This window comes from Kitasatospora sp. NPDC041988 (genome assembly GCF_055588525.1).
On record NZ_JBVJCO010000003.1, the window covers coordinates 107,685 to 122,569 of the forward strand.

General features: G+C 75.8%; 17 protein-coding genes and 1 pseudogene. 6 read left to right on the plus strand and 12 right to left on the minus strand.

Going from position 1 to position 14,885, the window contains the following annotated elements; translation table 11 throughout:
• Positions 1-22: 22 nt before the first annotated feature.
• From ACZ6NC_RS05170 to ACZ6NC_RS05185, 4 genes and pseudogenes are all read right to left on the minus strand, one after another.
• Positions 23-865, minus strand: coding sequence for a class I SAM-dependent methyltransferase (locus ACZ6NC_RS05170; protein WP_465729135.1), 843 nt, complete (start codon positions 863-865; stop codon positions 23-25).
• Positions 866-1,054: 189 nt separating this feature from the next.
• Positions 1,055-1,675, minus strand: coding sequence for a 2'-5' RNA ligase family protein (locus tag ACZ6NC_RS05175; protein ID WP_465729137.1), 621 nt, complete (start codon positions 1,673-1,675; stop codon positions 1,055-1,057).
• Between the two features lie 97 nt (positions 1,676-1,772).
• A complete protein-coding gene (locus ACZ6NC_RS05180; protein WP_465729139.1) occupies positions 1,773-2,474 on the minus strand; it encodes a sensor histidine kinase in 702 nt (233 codons plus the stop codon).
• 39 nt (positions 2,475-2,513) lie between these two features.
• A pseudogene (locus ACZ6NC_RS05185) lies at positions 2,514-2,579 on the minus strand (hypothetical protein); the annotation flags it as partial.
• Here ACZ6NC_RS05185 and ACZ6NC_RS05190 point away from each other — a divergent pair.
• Entirely contained in the window at positions 2,557-2,724 is a 168-nt protein-coding gene (locus ACZ6NC_RS05190) for a hypothetical protein (RefSeq protein WP_465729141.1), read from the plus strand. The pseudogene ACZ6NC_RS05185 and the gene ACZ6NC_RS05190 overlap by 23 nt on opposite strands.
• A 40-nt stretch (positions 2,725-2,764) precedes the next feature.
• On the opposite strand, the gene ACZ6NC_RS05195 is transcribed toward ACZ6NC_RS05190, so the two are convergent.
• Positions 2,765-3,277, minus strand: a complete 513-nt coding sequence (locus ACZ6NC_RS05195; RefSeq protein WP_465729143.1) for a hypothetical protein — start codon at positions 3,275-3,277, stop codon at positions 2,765-2,767.
• A gap of 2 nt (positions 3,278-3,279) precedes the next feature.
• Positions 3,280-3,954, minus strand: a complete 675-nt coding sequence (locus tag ACZ6NC_RS05200) for a response regulator transcription factor (RefSeq protein ID WP_465729145.1) — start codon at positions 3,952-3,954, stop codon at positions 3,280-3,282.
• Between the two features lie 127 nt (positions 3,955-4,081).
• On the opposite strand from ACZ6NC_RS05200, the gene ACZ6NC_RS05205 reads away from it, so the two are divergent.
• Positions 4,082-4,777: a hypothetical protein gene (locus ACZ6NC_RS05205; RefSeq protein WP_465729147.1), complete on the plus strand. Its 696-nt coding sequence runs from the start codon at positions 4,082-4,084 to the stop codon at positions 4,775-4,777.
• A 138-nt stretch (positions 4,778-4,915) separates the two neighbouring features.
• Here the strand turns inward: ACZ6NC_RS05205 and ACZ6NC_RS05210 are convergent, their stop codons facing one another.
• Together ACZ6NC_RS05210 and ACZ6NC_RS05215 are read right to left on the minus strand one after the other, a co-directional pair.
• Positions 4,916-7,630: a M4 family metallopeptidase gene (locus ACZ6NC_RS05210; protein ID WP_465729149.1), complete on the minus strand. Its 2,715-nt coding sequence runs from the start codon at positions 7,628-7,630 to the stop codon at positions 4,916-4,918.
• Positions 7,631-8,091: 461 nt separating this feature from the next.
• Positions 8,092-8,283 carry a hypothetical protein gene (locus ACZ6NC_RS05215; protein ID WP_148640780.1) on the minus strand — a complete coding sequence of 64 codons (192 nt, stop codon included), beginning with the start codon at positions 8,281-8,283 and terminating at the stop codon, positions 8,092-8,094.
• A 398-nt stretch (positions 8,284-8,681) separates the two neighbouring features.
• Here ACZ6NC_RS05215 and ACZ6NC_RS05220 point away from each other — a divergent pair, with 398 nt between their 5' ends.
• Entirely contained in the window at positions 8,682-9,041 is a 360-nt protein-coding gene (locus tag ACZ6NC_RS05220; RefSeq protein ID WP_465729150.1) for a UBP-type zinc finger domain-containing protein, read from the plus strand.
• Between the two features lie 123 nt (positions 9,042-9,164).
• On the opposite strand, the gene ACZ6NC_RS05225 is transcribed toward ACZ6NC_RS05220, so the two are convergent.
• On the minus strand, positions 9,165-9,677 hold the full coding sequence (locus ACZ6NC_RS05225; protein ID WP_465729151.1) for a MarR family winged helix-turn-helix transcriptional regulator: 513 nt from the start codon (positions 9,675-9,677) through the stop codon (positions 9,165-9,167).
• A 137-nt stretch (positions 9,678-9,814) separates the two neighbouring features.
• Between ACZ6NC_RS05225 and ACZ6NC_RS05230 the strand changes: the two genes are divergently transcribed.
• Positions 9,815-10,225, plus strand: coding sequence for an organic hydroperoxide resistance protein (locus ACZ6NC_RS05230; protein ID WP_465729153.1), 411 nt, complete (start codon positions 9,815-9,817; stop codon positions 10,223-10,225).
• A gap of 58 nt (positions 10,226-10,283) precedes the next feature.
• On the opposite strand, the gene ACZ6NC_RS05235 is transcribed toward ACZ6NC_RS05230, so the two are convergent.
• Positions 10,284-10,637 carry an SHOCT domain-containing protein gene (locus tag ACZ6NC_RS05235; RefSeq protein WP_465729155.1) on the minus strand — a complete coding sequence of 118 codons (354 nt, stop codon included), beginning with the start codon at positions 10,635-10,637 and terminating at the stop codon, positions 10,284-10,286.
• 182 nt (positions 10,638-10,819) lie between these two features.
• Between ACZ6NC_RS05235 and ACZ6NC_RS05240 the strand changes: the two genes are divergently transcribed.
• Positions 10,820-11,191 (plus strand): hypothetical protein, encoded by a 372-nt coding sequence (locus ACZ6NC_RS05240; RefSeq protein WP_465729157.1) that lies wholly within the window; start codon positions 10,820-10,822, stop codon positions 11,189-11,191.
• 45 nt (positions 11,192-11,236) lie between these two features.
• Here ACZ6NC_RS05240 and ACZ6NC_RS05245 read toward each other — a convergent pair whose 3' ends face one another.
• Entirely contained in the window at positions 11,237-11,887 is a 651-nt protein-coding gene (locus tag ACZ6NC_RS05245; RefSeq protein ID WP_465729159.1) for a LamG domain-containing protein, read from the minus strand.
• Between the two features lie 126 nt (positions 11,888-12,013).
• Entirely contained in the window at positions 12,014-12,673 is a 660-nt protein-coding gene (locus tag ACZ6NC_RS05250) for a CBS domain-containing protein (RefSeq protein ID WP_465729161.1), read from the minus strand.
• A 311-nt stretch (positions 12,674-12,984) separates the two neighbouring features.
• On the opposite strand from ACZ6NC_RS05250, the gene ACZ6NC_RS05255 reads away from it, so the two are divergent.
• Positions 12,985-14,862, plus strand: a complete 1,878-nt coding sequence (locus ACZ6NC_RS05255) for a hypothetical protein (protein WP_465729163.1) — start codon at positions 12,985-12,987, stop codon at positions 14,860-14,862.
• The last annotated feature ends 23 nt before the right edge of the window (positions 14,863-14,885 follow it).

Below are 14,885 nucleotides of genomic sequence, written 5' to 3' on the forward strand. Positions count from 1 at the left end.
CTGGACCCCGGGACGTCGGGGGCTACGCGCGGGCGCCGACCAGCCAGCAGGCCGCGGTGAAGCGGACCTCGGGGCCGTGCACGAAGGGGTCGAAGGCCGCGCGGACCGTTTCGACGACCTGGGCACGGGTCCGCTCGTCGGCTCCGGGCAGGACCAGACCGACCGGTCCGAACCGGGTGAAGTACGGGACCAGCTCCCGCTCGGGCAGGGTGCAGACCACGTCGACCGGCCGGAGGTCGATCCCCGCCCAGCCGCTCTCCCCCAGCACGTGGTGGATCCGGTCCGGATCCGCGAGGGCGAACTGCCCCGGCTCGTCCGGCCGGCGGGCGGGGACGTCCGGCAGGAGCGGCGCCGCGGCGCGCTCGGCCGTCGTCATGAACGGGTTCTCCTCGACGCCGCGCCAGCAGAGGAACCGTAGCTCGGCGCCGCGCCGCGCGGCACGCCGCAGGTTCGCGAAGGCCCGGACGGAGTCGTCGAAGAACATGACGCCGAAGCGGGAGACGATCGCGTCGAAGGCGGCGGGCTCGAACGCGTACTCCTGGGCGTCGGCGCGGACGAAGCCGGCCTGTGAGCCCTCCCGCCCGGCGCGCGCCCGGGCCGCGGTGACCATGGGCTCGGAGATGTCGATGCCGACACACCTGCCCTGCGCGCCGACCAGCCGGGCGAGGACCACCGTCGTGCCGCCGGTGCCGCAACCGACGTCGAGCACCCGGTCGCCCGCTCCGACGGAGACCGCTCCCACGAGCACGTCCTCCAGGGGCTTGAGCAGCCCGTCCAGCACGGCCTGGGCCTCGACCCAGGCGCGGCCGCCGGGGCCGTTCCACCGTGCCGCCTGCCCGTCGCCGGGCTTCTGCGTGTTGTCCATGGCCGTCTCCTGTCGCTTGCGCCCAGCCTCCGCGAAAACCCGGCGTTCCGCCGCATCCTGCGGGCCGCCTCGGCCGGTTCGCTCCGGGTGGAGGGGAAGAGGGCTCCGCACCCACCGTGTGCTGGCCTGGTGCGGTGGGACAACGGGCGGATCGGCCGGCGTCGCACGTGCGGCTCAACCGCGTGCGGCTCAACCGCTTCCGGGCGGGGACGGGTCGGGTGCCCAGCGGAGTTCGCCGCTGCCCAGGGCGACGCTCGCGCGGGGCAGCATCGGATCGTCGCCGCCGCGGCGGGAGAGCAGCACCACCTCCCGCACCTGCGCGGACGCGGTCCCGAGCCGGGCGGCGCACTCGGCGGCGAGGCCCTGCGGATCCCGGCTCCGGCCCAGGGACAGATGCGGGGTGAACCCCGGGCGCCGGCCGCCGCAGCGCGGGAACCGCTCCAGCAGCAGCTGGTACAGCGCCGTCCACGGTGCCGCGCCGGCCGCGGCCGGGTCGAGCCAGACCGTCGCGTACGCCCGGTGCCGGAAGCTGCGCACCCCGTGCAGCCGGGCCGTGAACGGCTGCGTCCCCGCCACCGCGGCGGCGACCGCCGGGGCCGCCCGCCGGAAGTCGGACTCCGGTACGAACCCGAACAGCAGGTTGACGTGCGGCGGCCACCTGCGGACCTGCGGGTCGTGCTCCCAGCGGATGTCCTGGATCGGCGGCCACAGCTCCTCGGGCGGAAGCCACGCCACCGCCGTACGGGCCGTCGGCGCGACCTGGAGCGCACCGGCAGGTCCGGCCCCGCCGTATTCGGGCTCCCGGTCCATACCCGAAGAGTCCCACCTCTGCCGTCCGTCCGGGAAGTCGGCCCGGGAAGTCCGCGCTGGAAGTCCGAGCGTCAGGCCGGGTGGTCAGGCCGGGTGGTCAGGAGTCGCCGGAGGCGAGGGGGAAGGTCGCGGTCAGGGTGGCGCCGGCGGGGGTGTCCGTGACGGTCAGGGTGCCGCCGTGGTGGCGGGCGATGTCGCGGGCGATGGGCAGGCCGAGGCCACTGCCGCCCTCGTCGCGGCTGCGGGCGTCGTCGAGGCGGGTGAAGCGTTCGAAGACGCGCTCGCGGTCGGCCGGCGCGATGCCGGGGCCGTCGTCCTGGACGGCGAGGACGGCGAGCGTCCGGGCCGGGTCGGTGGTGAGGCGGACGTGGACGGTGGCGGCGGCGTGCCGGTCCGCGTTGTCGAGCAGGTTGGTCAGCAGCCGGCCGAGCCAGAGCGGGATGCCGTCGACCTGCACGTCCGGAGCGAGGTCGGTGGTCCGCCGGTGCGGGCCGGTGGGCCGGCCGAGGACGGCGTCGGCGACCAGGGTGGTGAGGTCGACGCGCTGCCGCGGCCGGTCGGCGGTGACGGTGGCGGTGTCGAGGCGGGCGAGCAGCAGCAGGTCGCCGGCCAGCGTCTGCAGACGGTCGGTGTCCAGCAGCGCGCCGTGGACCAGCTCCGCCCGGACCGCCTCGTCCGGGTGGGCGTGGGCGACCTCCAGCTGGGTGCGCAGCACGGCGAGCGGGCTGCGCAGTTCGTGCGAGGCGTCGGCGATGAACTGCCGCTGGCGGTGGCCGGAGGCCTCCAGCCGGTCGAGCATGGCGTTCATGGTGGCGGCGAGGCGGGCGATCTCGTCGGCGGTGGCGGGTTCGGGGACCCTGCGGTGCAGGTCCTTGTCGGTGATGGCCTCGACCTCGGCGCGGATCGCCTCGACCGGGCGAAGCGCCTGGCCGGTGACCCGCCAGGTGACGACGACGCTGGTGAGCAGGAGCAGCGGGCAGGCGACGGCGAGCGCGGCCTCGGTGGTGTCCTGGGCCTGGTCGGCGGCGCGCAGCGAGGTGCCGGCGTAGACGGTGACCGGGCCGGCGGGGGTGTCCGTGGTGACGGCGGTCAGCCGCTGGCGGTGGTGGTCGTGGAGCGGGTCGACGGAGTCGGTGGTGTGCGAGCCGTTGTGGCGGGAGACGGTGAGTGCGGGCCGTCCGGCCAGGTCGGGGCTGGCGGCGAGGACGGTGCCGTGGGCGTCGAGGCCTGCAGGAAGTCGGTGCCGCGGCCCGGGTGCAGGACGGGGGTGAGCCGGCCCTGGGCGGCGAGCTGGGCGACGGAGTCGGCCTGCTCGCGGGTACCGGCCGCGGCGGAGGCGACCAGGTTGGCGTGCAGGACGGCCAGCAGCCCCGCGCTGGCCACGGCGAGGGCGGTGCCGAGGACGGTGCCGGCGGCGGTGGCGCGGGCCCGGACCGTCCTGGGGGTGGCGGCCCGCACCAGCGCCCGCAGCGAGGCGGGCAGGGCCCGGGGCGGGGCGGACGCAACGCTGCGCCGGGCGGACGGAACGCGGAATCGGGCGGACGCAAGGCGGAACCGGGCGGGCAGGACGCGGAGAACGCGCAGCAGGGCGGACCGGGCCACGGTCAGCCGCCGTCGGGGGCGAGCCGGTAGCCGGCGCCGCGCATGGTCTGCAGGGCGGAGCGCCCGTACGGGGTGTCGATCTTGCGGCGCAGGGCGTGGATGTGGACCTCGATGCTGGGGTCGGGGTCGTGGTCCGGGTCCCAGACGTGGTCGAGGATCTCCCGTTTGGAGACGACGGTGCCGGCCCGGGCGGCGAGGTGTTCCAGGATCGCGAACTCGCGGGCGGTGAGGTGGGTGGGGTTGCCGGCCCGGCTGCAGGTGCGGGCGTTGGCGTCGACGACCAGGTCGCCGAGGGTGTGCAGGCGGGGCCGCTGCCGGTCGGTGCGGCGGTGCAGGGCCCGCAGCCGGGCGAGCAGGACGACGAAGGAGAACGGCTTGGAGAGGAAGTCGTCGGCGCCGGTGTCGAGGGCCTCGGCCTCGTCCCATTCGCCGTCCTTGGCGGTGAGCATCAGGATGCCGGCCCGGCAGCCCGCGGCTCGCAGCCGGGCGCAGACCCGGTAGCCGTCGAGGCCGGGAAGCATGATGTCCAGCACGATCACGTCGTAGGGGTGCCGGCCGGCGAGGTCGAGGCCCTGCGGGCCGTTGTGGGCGGTGTCGACGGTGTGGCCGTCGGCCTCCAGCCCCCGGCGCAGGGCCGTGGCCATCCGCTGTTCGTCCTCGACGACGAGTATGTGCATCCGTCCAGGGTGCCAGGCGGGCGTTTGCGGCCCGCACGCGGCTTAAGCGCAGGTTCAGGAACGATCGGCCATGATCGCCGGGCGCGGCCCGGGCGGTTCCGGGCGCCGAGTCACGAGAGGATGCCCGATGACCGACTCCACGTCGTCGACCACCCCGCCCCTGCCCGGCCCGGAGCACGGGGACGGGCCGGACCATGAGCACGGGCCGGAGTACGGGCAGCCCCGTGCGGTGGACGCGGGCCGGGTGAAGCGGTTCCGCCGGTGGGCGGGCCGCAGGGAGCGCCGGATAGCCGCCGGGGTGGCCGCGGTCGCGCTGATCGGTGCGGGCGGGCTGGCGCTCGCGGCGGCGCACGAGGAGCACGGCCGTGAGCACCACATCACGGAGCTGGCGGACGGGCACGGCCGGGGCGGCCACGACGGCGGGCACCGCGGTGGCCGGCACCAGGACGGTGAGCAGCGGGACGGTGGGCGCCAGGACGGGCGGCGCGGGGACGGCGGCCGGCAGGACGACCGCCAGGGGAAGGGACAGCAGGGGCAGCCGCAGACCGGCCGGCACCAGCAGGACGGCGCCCGCCCCGGTGGAGTCGCGCCCGCCCCGCTGCCCTCGCTGGCCGCGTCGGCCGCGCTGGAGAAGGCCCAGGGTGCCGTCCCCGGCGGCCGGGTGGAGTCGCTGAAGCAGGTGGCCCGCCAGGGCGGCGGCAGCGCCTGGGCGGTGGTGGTCCTCGGCCCGGACGGCGTGCGCCACCTGGTGACCCTGGACGACAGCGGCCAGGTGACCGGCAACACCGTGCTCAACGGCACGGGCGACGGCACCGGGCGCTGAGCTGGCGCCCGCCACGACGACGCCCCGCCGCGCCTCCGCCCCCTCCCCCGGCGCACCGGCGGGGGCGGCCCGGATCCGCCGGGGCCCGGCCGGCCGCCGAGGGGTTCGGCGGCCGGCCGGGCCGTGGAGCAGGAGGGGTCAGCAGGAGCCGGCCGGGCGGTCGCGGACCACCAGGTCGGTGCGGCCGGTGGTGGCGTCCAGCCAGATCACCCGGGTGCCCTGGTCCGCTGCGGCCTGGTACTGGCCGCCCCGGTTGCAGGAGAGCCGCTCGGGGGTGCCGCCGCTGAGCGGGAGCTGCCAGAGCTTGGGCAGCGCGGCGTTGGACCAGCCGGTGCTCGGCTTGCTGCTCTGGGACTCGTAGGTGACGGCGCGGTCGGAGGCGGTGATGGTGGTGCTCGGCGCGGCATCCGGCGCGTTGCCGGGCAGCACATCGGTCACACCGGATCCGTCCGGGGCGCCGGACCGGATCGAGTTGCGCTTGGCCCGGTCACCGGGCGTCTCCACCCAGAGCAGCCGTCCGCCCGCGAGCACGGTGGAGGAGATGCTCGCCTTCGGGTCCTGCGGCAGATACTGGGCGGTGACCTTGCCAGCGGCGATCGAGTAGACGGTCGGCGCGTTGACGCGCTCCTCCCCGGCCGTCCAGTACTCGGACCAGCCGAGGGTGCCGTCCTTGAGGGTGAGGCCCGAGACGTTGTGACCGTCGGGCAGCGGGAGTTCCACCGCCGGGGCGCCGTTGTGGGAGAGCTGGACGCGGGACCGGCCGGTGGAGTCGGTCACCGTGAAGGCGATGTCGTTGCCGGAGACCCTGACTTCGCTGGGCTGCTGGGTCGCGGAGCGGAACAGGCTGCGGATCTCGCCGCCGGACAGCGAGCGGGTCAGCACCTCCGACCCCCACTTGCCCTCGGAGTCGCGTCCTTGGACCTGCCACGCGGCGGACGTGCCGTCGGTGGCGGCCGCGATGTGGTAGCGGCCGTCGTCCGGGCTGAGCCGGGTCGGGGCACCGCCGCCGGTGACGGACCCGGTGTACAGCGCGGGCAAGGTCTTGCCCGCCGGATCGCTGTTGGACATCACCCAGCGGCCGTTGGCAGCGGCCGGCGCGGCGAGCATGCTGTTCACGTCACGCAGCACCGTACGGCTGTCCAGGCCGAGCCGGGACTGCCAGCCGGCCCGGATGCCGTGCGCGTCGAACGCCTTCGCCACCGAACGGAGCTGGGACGGGCTGAGGTTGAGCGCCCGCCCGGCGGTGAGCACCGCGTTGCGCCCGTCGACGAAGTCGTCGAGCGGGGTGAGGTAGTCGGCGAGCGCGCGGTAGACGAGCCGGTCGGCGGTGAGCGGGTCGAGGGTGCGCCGGATGTCCCACAACGCGCCGGAGAAGATGGTGGAGTTGAGGTGCACCCCGCCGCCGTCGAGCCCGCGCCCCGCGCCGACGTAGTCGTCCACGGTGGTGCGGCGGTCGTCCAGCCGGCGGTCCGCGCAGGCTTCCGGGGTGCCGGTGCGGCACTTGCTCTCGCCGAGCAGCGCGGCCTTCGGGTCGTTCATCGACAGGCCGCGGGCGGTCGCCTCGATGGCGTTGCCGAAGTAGTCGGCCAGCGCCTCGTCCATCGCGCCGGCCTGCCCCGCGTAGATCAGGTTGGCGGTGTTCTGGACGACGCCGTGGGTCATCTCGTGCCCGGCGATGTCGAGCGCGACGGAGAACGGCTGGTACTTGGCGTCGGCGGCGCCGTAGACCATCTTCTTCCCGTCCCAGTAGGCGTTCGGGAAGGGATCACCGCCGGCGGTCACATTGACCACCGAGGTGATCGCCCCGCCCTTGCCGTCCAGACCGTCCCGGCCGAGCCGGTTGCGGTAGAAGTCGTACACGGTGGCGGCGTTGAGGTGGGCGTCGGTGGCACCGCTGCTGCCGGTGGCGGCCGGGAAGTCCGGCCCCGGGGAGTGGGCCGGGAGGGCGTCGGCGGGGATGCTGCCCTGAAAGTCCCCGGCGTCCCGCCCGGCCGCGTCGTAGGTGGTGATGGTGGCGGGCCGGGTGAGGTCGGTGAGCTGGTAACTCCCGTCCGGGAGGCGGCCGATGTTCACCTTGGCGGTGCGACCGAAAGCGTCCGGGGCGGTACCGGTGGCGGGTTCGACGGCGCCGGCCGTGGCGCGGGTCGTCGCACTGCCCCCGACCTCGTACGGCGCGCGGGCGTCGAAAGCCATGGCGACCGCGCCGGCGGTGGCATCCACGAAGACCTCGCGGACCAGCCGACCACCGGCGGCCGGGTCGGTGCCGCGCAGGGTGAAGTGCCGGGCCAGCCGGCCGGTGCCGCCGGGCAGAATCACCAGGCCGGCGTCCTCGGCGGTGGCTCCGGCGCGGATGCGCAGGTCCGTGAGCGAGCCGAGCGCCAGGTCGCGCAGCGTCGCGGCCGGGACGGCCGGGGTGGTCGGCGCGGTGAGGCCGGTGAAGTACTTGCCGCCGGCCGACTCGACCTTCTGCCCGGCGCCGTCGCCGGTGAGGTGGACGAGGTACTGCGCGCCGAGCACCGGCACGCCGCCGTGGCGCTGCTGGAACCTGACGGTGCGTCGCCCGTCGGAGCTGCGCTCGGTGCCGACCTCGGCCAGCTCCCCGGGGTCGATCCGGTACCGGTCCTGGTGGGCCGCGAGATGGGCCCGGGCGGCGTCGGCCGGGCTGCCGGAGGCCGGCTCGGCCAGGCCGGTGACCAGCTGCGGGGCGGCGGTGCCCTGGCCGGCCACCAGGCCGGGGACGGGGTCGGGGTCCGTGGCCGGTCCGGCCAGGGCGGGTGGCGCGGCCAGGGCGAGGCTCAGGGCGGCGGTTATGCCGACGCCGAACACCTTCGGCGCGCGGGAACGGTGGTGCACTGCGCTCCTCTCGTGGAACACGGATCTGTGCCGGCGACACGCAGGCAGCTGATGAATGGTCACTTCACGCTTGGTCGTGGACGGTCCGCCCGACCGGCCGGGCCGGCCCGGTGGCCTGCCGGCGAGCCGGTAGGCGCGCCGGAGCAGCGGTCACGGGACGTCGGCGAGCAGGGCGTCGGCGGGCACGGGGCCGCTCGACGCCCGTAGCTGACGGTCCGCCACATGAGGAACCATAAGCCATCAACCGAGATATGTCGATTACCTGCATATGCAGGTCAGAAGCGGCCCTTGGGAGGCGACACCACTCGCCCTCACGCTCCAGCGGCGACAGCCCCCGGACATGCCAGAAGGCCCCGCTCCGGTGCGGGGCCTTCTGGGGGGGTGCCGGCTCTTCTGGGGGCGCCGGCTCTTCGCGCGGGTGCCGGCGTTCGGGGGTGGCCGGCATTCCCGCGGGTGGCGGGTCAGGGGAGCAGGCGCTCCACCGCGGCGGCTCCGTACTTGGCGAGGTCCTGGCGGGCCTTCTCGATCAGCGCGGGAGTGGGCTCGCGCCCCGAGGCGCGGACCATGTCCTCGGGGTCGACGGGGTGCTCGGCCCCGGTGTGGAGCAGGTGGTCCGGCGTGGGCATGGAGTCGCTGTCACTGATCCTGGACATGAAGTACCTCCGGGAGAGGAGTGCGGGCCTGCCGCCGGACGGGCGACAAGCTCTTCCCTAGAGTGTGGACCCATATCGCCCGTACCGGACACTGCGAACCACTGTCGATGCCAAAACGCCGACCTCCGGGAGCCGGCCACGGCGCACCCCACCACCCCGGAGGGACCGGCCCGGCCGCTCGACGCGGCACCCTCCCGGCCCGGCACCCGCGCTCGGAGTGGTGCACCCGAACGGGTCCACCGGCCGCTCCGCGCGCCGTTACGATGCAAGGGCGGCCCGGTGCATCCGGCGCCGGACCGTCGTGGCACCGGGGTGCCGGAGTACCCCGGATCGCGGGAGTACCGATCTCGCCGGAGTGCCCGGACCCGAGGCCCAGCCCCACCAGGGAGGCGTACGACATGAGCGACGACGACATCCCGGGCATCGACCCCGCGGCGCGGCCGAGCGGGGACGGATGCGTGGAGTGCCTGGCGGACGACGGACCGGGGTGGTGGCTGCACCTGCGGCGCTGCACCGCGTGCGGCCACATCGGCTGCTGCGACTCCTCACCCTCCCAGCACGCGACGAAGCACGCCCGGGCGGCGGGGCACCCCTTCCTCGCGAGCTTCGAACCCGGCGAGGCGTGGTTCTGGAACGTCGAGACCGAGCAGTACTACGAAGGCCCGCAGCTCGCCCCGCCCGCCGCGCACCCGACCTCCCAGCCCACGCCGGGACCGCGCGGCAAGGTGCCCGCCGACTGGCAGCTCCACCTGCACTGACACCTCAGCGCGACGGGCCCCGCAGGTACGGGTCCGTGATGCCGCCGGGTCAGGCGAGGCCGTCGGCGTCCCAGCCGGCCTGCGGCCCCGGCCTGGTAGGCGCGTTGCCGCGGCTCCGCCGGGTCAGCTGCCGTCGTCGCCCGCGAGGACGGCCGAGTCGAGCGCGCCCGTGACCCGGTCCAGCAGGGACCGCAGGGCGGCGAGGTCCTCGACCGGGAGGCTGGTGGCGGCGAGGAGGCGGCGCGGCACCTGACCCGCCCGTTCGCGCAGGGCCAGCCCGGCGTCGGTCAGGCCGACGGTGACGGACCGCTCGTCCTCGGGGCTGCGCTCACGGCGGACCAGGCCGGCCGCCTCCAGCCGCTTGAACAGCGGGGAGAGGGTGCCGGAGTCCAGCCGCAGGTACTCGCCGATCCGCTTCACGGGCAGTTCGCCGTGCTCCCAGAGCACCAGCATGACCAGGTACTGGGGGTAGGTGAGGCCCAGGTCCTTCAGCAGTACCCGGTAGACGCCACCGAAGGCGCGCGAGGCGGCGTTCAGCGAGAAGCAGATCTGCTGGTCGAGGCGGAGCAGCTCCTCGTCGCGGAGCAGGTCCGCGTCGGTCGACTCGGAGCGAACGGTCTCGGGGAGCTTGGCCATGAACCCCATCGTACCGGCCGCATGCACGATTCAGTTGTGCGCAATTGAATTGCGTGCTCTACTTGAACCCGGAAGGCGGCCCACCCGGCCGCCGAGGACAGAAGCACGACCGACGCAGGACGGAAGGGAACGGACCCATGGACGCGCTCTACACCGCAGTGGCCACCGCGAACGGCCGGGAGGGCCGCACCGTCAGCTCCGACGGACAGCTGGACCTCGCCCTGGCGATGCCGCCCGCCCTCGGCGGCAACGGACAGGGCACCAACCCCGAGCAGCTGTTCGCCGCCGGCTACGCGGCATGCTTCGCGAGCGCCCTGAGCCTGGTCGGCCGGCAGGCGCGGGTCGACACCGGCGAGATCTCGGTCACCGCCGAGGTCTCCATCGGCAAGGACGGCGCCGGCTTCGGCCTCGCGGTCGTCCTGCGCGTCGAGCTGCCGGACGCGCTCGCGGGCGAGAGCGGCGAGCTGCTCGTCAAGCAGGCGCACGAGGTCTGCCCGTACTCCCGGGCCACCCGCGGCAACATCCCGGTCGAGCTGGTCGTCGAGTAACAGCACCCGGCACAAGACGGAGGGCCGCCGCGCGACGACGCGGCGGCCCTCCGCCCGTTCAGCCCGCGCCCCCCGCACCGGGCCCCGGCCCGTCGGCGGCGCGCAGGGTGTCCAGCCGGTGGCGGTACTCCTGTGCATCGATCTCCCCGCGCGCGAACCGCTCGGCGAGCAACTGCTCCGCCGTCGGCGGCGCCGCCCGCCCCGGCGGCACCCCGGCCGCCCCGCCAGGACCGACCCCACCCGGCCCCCACGCGCCGGGCGGCACCGCCCGCGGCGTCCGCGACAGATGGCGGACCAGCGCGACGACGGCCAGCACCAGCACCGCCAGGACCAGCAGCATCGCGATCGCCATCAGCCCCAGGCCCCAGCCACTGAGGGCGTGACCGTGCCCGTGCCCGTGCCAGTGCCTCATGACGACCTCCTCTTCCGGCCCGCCCGGGGCCCGTCGTGGTGGCCGGCGCCCCGTCCACCACGGCACCCCCACCCACCATCGTGCGCCCGGAAACGACCGGGCGGACCTGAGGATTGTCTGAGAATGCCCGGAAATGCTCCCCCGCCCCGCCGGCCGGGCGCACCGGGGTAGCGTTGCGACCCATGGACCACCATCCGCCGGCGGACGACCGCGAGCGGCTCGTCGCGGCCGGGGTGCTGCGCCGGTACGAGGACGGTCACCCGCACCCGGCCCTCGGCCGCTCGCCGATCACCTACGTCTCGACCCGCCTCTGGGACGAGCTCACCGCCCTCGCCATCGCCCCGTCCGCGGCCACCGCGACCGCACACGCGCTGCTGCGCGCCATCGCCGACGACGCGCGTGACGCCGCCCTCGCCCCCGGCAACGAGCAGGCCCCGCGCGACGACCTCTACGTGACGCACCCCGCGTTCATCGGCCGGCACCGCCGGGTGGTCTGGTTCCAGCGCTCCGGCCCGCGCGGCCTGATCACCGCGATGTTCCCGCCGGACGCCTGAAGCCGGGGGCGTGAAGCCGGACGGCCCCGCCGAAGCCCCCCGCCCTCAGCGCTCGACCCGCAGGCTGTGGCAGATCCAGCTGAGCCGGTCGGGCCCGTCCGCAGGCGGGCGGTCGTGGTAGGTGCCGTCCGCCACCGACATGTTGACGATCAGGTACGCGTGCCAGTCCGGCCCGACCCCGCGCCGGTCCGCATGCACCAGCGTGCCGCCGACGAACCAGTCGACCGAGTACGCCCCGAGCACGGCGCGCAGGTCGAAGGTCGCGCCCGGGGCTATGCCGGCGGCGGCGCCGTGCCAGTACCGGAAGCCGCCACGGACGTGGTTGGAGATCTCCAGCAGGTCCGGGTGGTCGGGGTGGTACTCGAAGACGTCCACCTCGTTGCCGCCGTCCCGCCAGGTCCAGATCGCCGGCCAGGCACCCAGCTCGACCGGGAGCGTGACCCGCGCGGCTATCACGTCGCCGGTGCGGACCTGGAAGCCCTCCGCGCTCCCCTCGGTGGTGAGCAGGCTGCACGTCCACAGCTCCCCGCCGTGCCGCCGGGTGGCGGTGAACACCCCGCCCGGGCAGTGGGCGCGGCCGAGGAAGTCGAGCTTGTGGTCGCCCCGGTTGGTCGGCCCCATCCGGGGATAGGCGCTGCTGCGGCCCGCCGTCCACTGCCTGGTCGAAGTGAAGTCCGCATCGAACACGACTGCCACGGCCGCCTCCCCGGTGCCCCTGGGTACCGGCGGCCCGATGCCACCGGTACGCAGAGTGACTTACCCGATACACTCCGCAGTATGCGAAGCGGATCCTCCGGGTCCGCGACCGAAAGCCCGCAGCCGTCAGCCGACCGGGGCCGGCGCCGTGCCGGTGCTGCCGAGCCGGTCGGTGACCGAGACGACGCCGTCCACCGAACGGCACAGGTTCAGCACGATCGGGACGAGGTGCGGCTCCGGGACGGTGCCGCTGAGCACCACCCGGCCCTGGTCCACCTCCACGCCCACCTCGGCGGGGCTGACGCCCTCGATCCGGCCGAGCACCTCCTCGACGATCTCCCGCCGGATCACCCGGTCCTCGCGCAGGAAGACCCGCAGCAGGTCGCCCCGGCTGACCATGCCGAACACCCGGCCCTCCGCGTCCAGCACCGGCAGCCGCTTCACCCCGTGCCGGCTCATCTGCCGCGCGGCCGCGACCACGCTGGTGCCCGGCGTGGTGCAGACCGCCGGGCCGGTCATCAGATCGGCGGCGGTGACGGCACCGCCCGGCCCGGTCCGGGGCAGTTCGGGGGCCGGCAGCAGGCTGCCCGGGTCGTCCTGGGCGGCCAGGGTGAGCAGGAGGTCCGCCTCCGAGACGATGCCGAGCGGCCGTCCGTCCGCGTCCACCACCGGCACACCGGTGATGTCGTACTCGGCCAGCAGCGCGACGATCTCCCGAAAGCCGGTCTCGGGCGCGACCCGGACCACCGGGCTGGTCATCACAGATTCGACGGTGGCATGCCGCACGCCGGTTCACCTCGTCCGCGAACGATGTCGGCCGGACGACCCTCGTCCGGCCGGGTACCTGGAGCATCGCTCCTGCCCAGGCACACCGCCAGGGGCCAACGGGCTGAAGATCCGGGACCAACGGCCCGGTTCGCCGAACGCGCACCTCACGGCCCCGCTCCCCCGGCCCCGCCACCGCGCCGCGAAGACCTGCCCGGACGGCGCAACCATCACATGATCGACTCGTTGGACCGTCCACCACGACCACGCACGGCTCCGGGGAGGACGCGTTGGCAGGACGGACAGCCGGATCATCACCGCAAGGCGCCTCCGTGCGCCCGGTGGCGCAGGCCGAGGCCGCGCTGGTACGCCACTACCGCCGGCTGGTGCGGCTGGCGTACCTGGCCCTGCCCGCCGACCGGGACCGGCACAGCCGGGTCCTCGCCGCGCACGCGGCCGTGCAGCGCGCCCTGCCCTCGCGCTGGAGCCGCCCGGGCGCCCCGGCCGGCCCGGGCGCCCCTGCCGCCCCGGACGAGGACCCGGTGTACGCCGCACTCCGGCTGCGGGTGCTGACCGCCGCCCTGCGGCCGCGGCCCGCGGACCGGCTGCTCGCGCCCCGGGTCTGGGGGGTGCGGCTGTTCACCCCGGGCGGCGGGGAGGAGGACACGGCGCTGGACCGGGAGCTGGCCGGCCTGGACGCGCCGGCGCGGGCGGCGTTCGCGCTGCTGGCGGTCGAGGGCCTGGCGCCCGGGCACGCCGCCGAGGTGCTGAGAGAGGCCGGGGCGGCCGAGCCGGACCAGGCGGTCGACCGGGCGGCCGAGCTCCCCGTCGCCGCGCCGGAGCTGCCCGCCTTCGACCCCTGCGCCGTCCGCGTCCAGCCGACCGACCTGCTGCGCCGCCGCCGCACCGTCGGCACCTCGCTCGCGGTGGTCGCGCTGGCGCTCACCACCACGGCCGCCGTGATGTCCGGCTCTTCCGCCGGCAGCGGCGGCCCGCCCGCCGCCCACCCGCTCCCCGTACCGCCGGCCGGGGCGGCGCCCGACCCGGCCCGGCTGGTCCGGGTGGCGCCGGACCAGTGGCAGCACACCGCCCGGCTCGACTTCTCCGCCTGGCCCGCCCGCGGCGACCGCCGCGACGACACCACCCTGCTCGGCCGGGCGCTCACCGCCTGGGCACAGGCCGGCCGGCCCGGCCCGCAGACCAGGGCCGAACCCGGCACCGACACCGCCCCGCCCACCGGTACGCCGCAACTGCTGTTCGCCGGCACGGTCGACGGCACGGCCGTGGTGGTGCTGTACGACGGCGGGCGGCTGGCCCGCTACAGCGACGGGCGCGGCGGCGGCCTCGACCTCGCCCGGGCCGACGGCTCCTCCGTCACCACGGCGGGCGCGGTGGTGCTGCGCCGCCAGGGCACCTCCGCCCGCTACCTGCTCGCCCCCTGGGTCGAGGCGGCCGACACCCGCCGGATCGACCAGCCGGACGCTCCCGCCAAGCCGCTGGACCGCGCGGACGGGGTGACGGCCTCGGCACCGGCCGCCCCGGCGGCCGCCAGCTCCCCCGGGCCGCTCGCGGACTGCGGGGGCGCCACCGTGCTCCAGCTGCGCTCCTCCCCCGTGATCGCCGAGAAGCATTCCTTCCTGCTGGCCGACCTCGGCGGGCTCGTCCCCGCCCATCTCAGCTACACCCCGCCGCCGGACCGCACCCAGCCGGACCGCGAGCCCCACGAGGCGGTCACTCCGGACGCGCTCCAGGCCTGGGCACGCGGCGGCTGCGCGGTGCCGGACGGCACGCCGGGGGTCAAGCAGCTCGACCTCTGGGCGTTCGCGGTGCAGCAGCTGCCGCAGAACGCGGGCGCGGCGTCCTGGGTCTGCCTGCGGGCCGACCGCTGGAACGGCGAGGGCAGCGCCGCGACCGCCGTACTGCTGCCGGGCGCGCGCGGCCCGCAGCGCACCGGGGGCGGGGCCGGGCGGGCGTGCAGCCGGTTCGAGCAGGACACCGTCGGCTGGACGTGGTGGCGCTCCCCCCAGGGCACCGAGTTCCTGCTGGCGGCGGGCAGCCGCCGGGTCGCCCGGATCACCGCCAGGGGCCCGGACTGGACGGCCGACCGGCCCGCGCCCGACCACACCCTCGCCGTCGAACGGCCGGCCCGGGCCACCGTCTCGGTGGAGGCCGTGCTGGACGGCGGCACCCGGATCACGCCCATGCGGTGAGCACGCCGACGCCCGTCGCCGCG

Bases quoted from the DNA above. Each gene is read 5' to 3' on its own strand.
- ACZ6NC_RS05170 (WP_465729135.1), bottom strand. From the start codon at position 865: ATGGACAACACGCAGAAGCCCGGCGACGGGCAGGCGGCACGGTGGAAC.
- ACZ6NC_RS05175 (WP_465729137.1), bottom strand. From the start codon at position 1,675: ATGGACCGGGAGCCCGAATACGGCGGGGCCGGACCTGCCGGTGCGCTC.
- ACZ6NC_RS05180 (WP_465729139.1), bottom strand. From the start codon at position 2,474: ATGCTCGACCGGCTGGAGGCCTCCGGCCACCGCCAGCGGCAGTTCATC.
- ACZ6NC_RS05190 (WP_465729141.1), top strand. From the start codon at position 2,557: ATGGCCTCGACCTCGGCGCGGATCGCCTCGACCGGGCGAAGCGCCTGG.
- ACZ6NC_RS05200 (WP_465729145.1), bottom strand. From the start codon at position 3,954: ATGCACATACTCGTCGTCGAGGACGAACAGCGGATGGCCACGGCCCTG.
- ACZ6NC_RS05205 (WP_465729147.1), top strand. From the start codon at position 4,082: ATGACCGACTCCACGTCGTCGACCACCCCGCCCCTGCCCGGCCCGGAG.
- ACZ6NC_RS05215 (WP_148640780.1), bottom strand. From the start codon at position 8,283: ATGTCCAGGATCAGTGACAGCGACTCCATGCCCACGCCGGACCACCTG.
- ACZ6NC_RS05220 (WP_465729150.1), top strand. From the start codon at position 8,682: ATGAGCGACGACGACATCCCGGGCATCGACCCCGCGGCGCGGCCGAGC.
- ACZ6NC_RS05225 (WP_465729151.1), bottom strand. From the start codon at position 9,677: ATGGCCAAGCTCCCCGAGACCGTTCGCTCCGAGTCGACCGACGCGGAC.
- ACZ6NC_RS05230 (WP_465729153.1), top strand. From the start codon at position 9,815: ATGGACGCGCTCTACACCGCAGTGGCCACCGCGAACGGCCGGGAGGGC.
- ACZ6NC_RS05235 (WP_465729155.1), bottom strand. From the start codon at position 10,637: ATGAGGCACTGGCACGGGCACGGGCACGGTCACGCCCTCAGTGGCTGG.
- ACZ6NC_RS05240 (WP_465729157.1), top strand. From the start codon at position 10,820: ATGGACCACCATCCGCCGGCGGACGACCGCGAGCGGCTCGTCGCGGCC.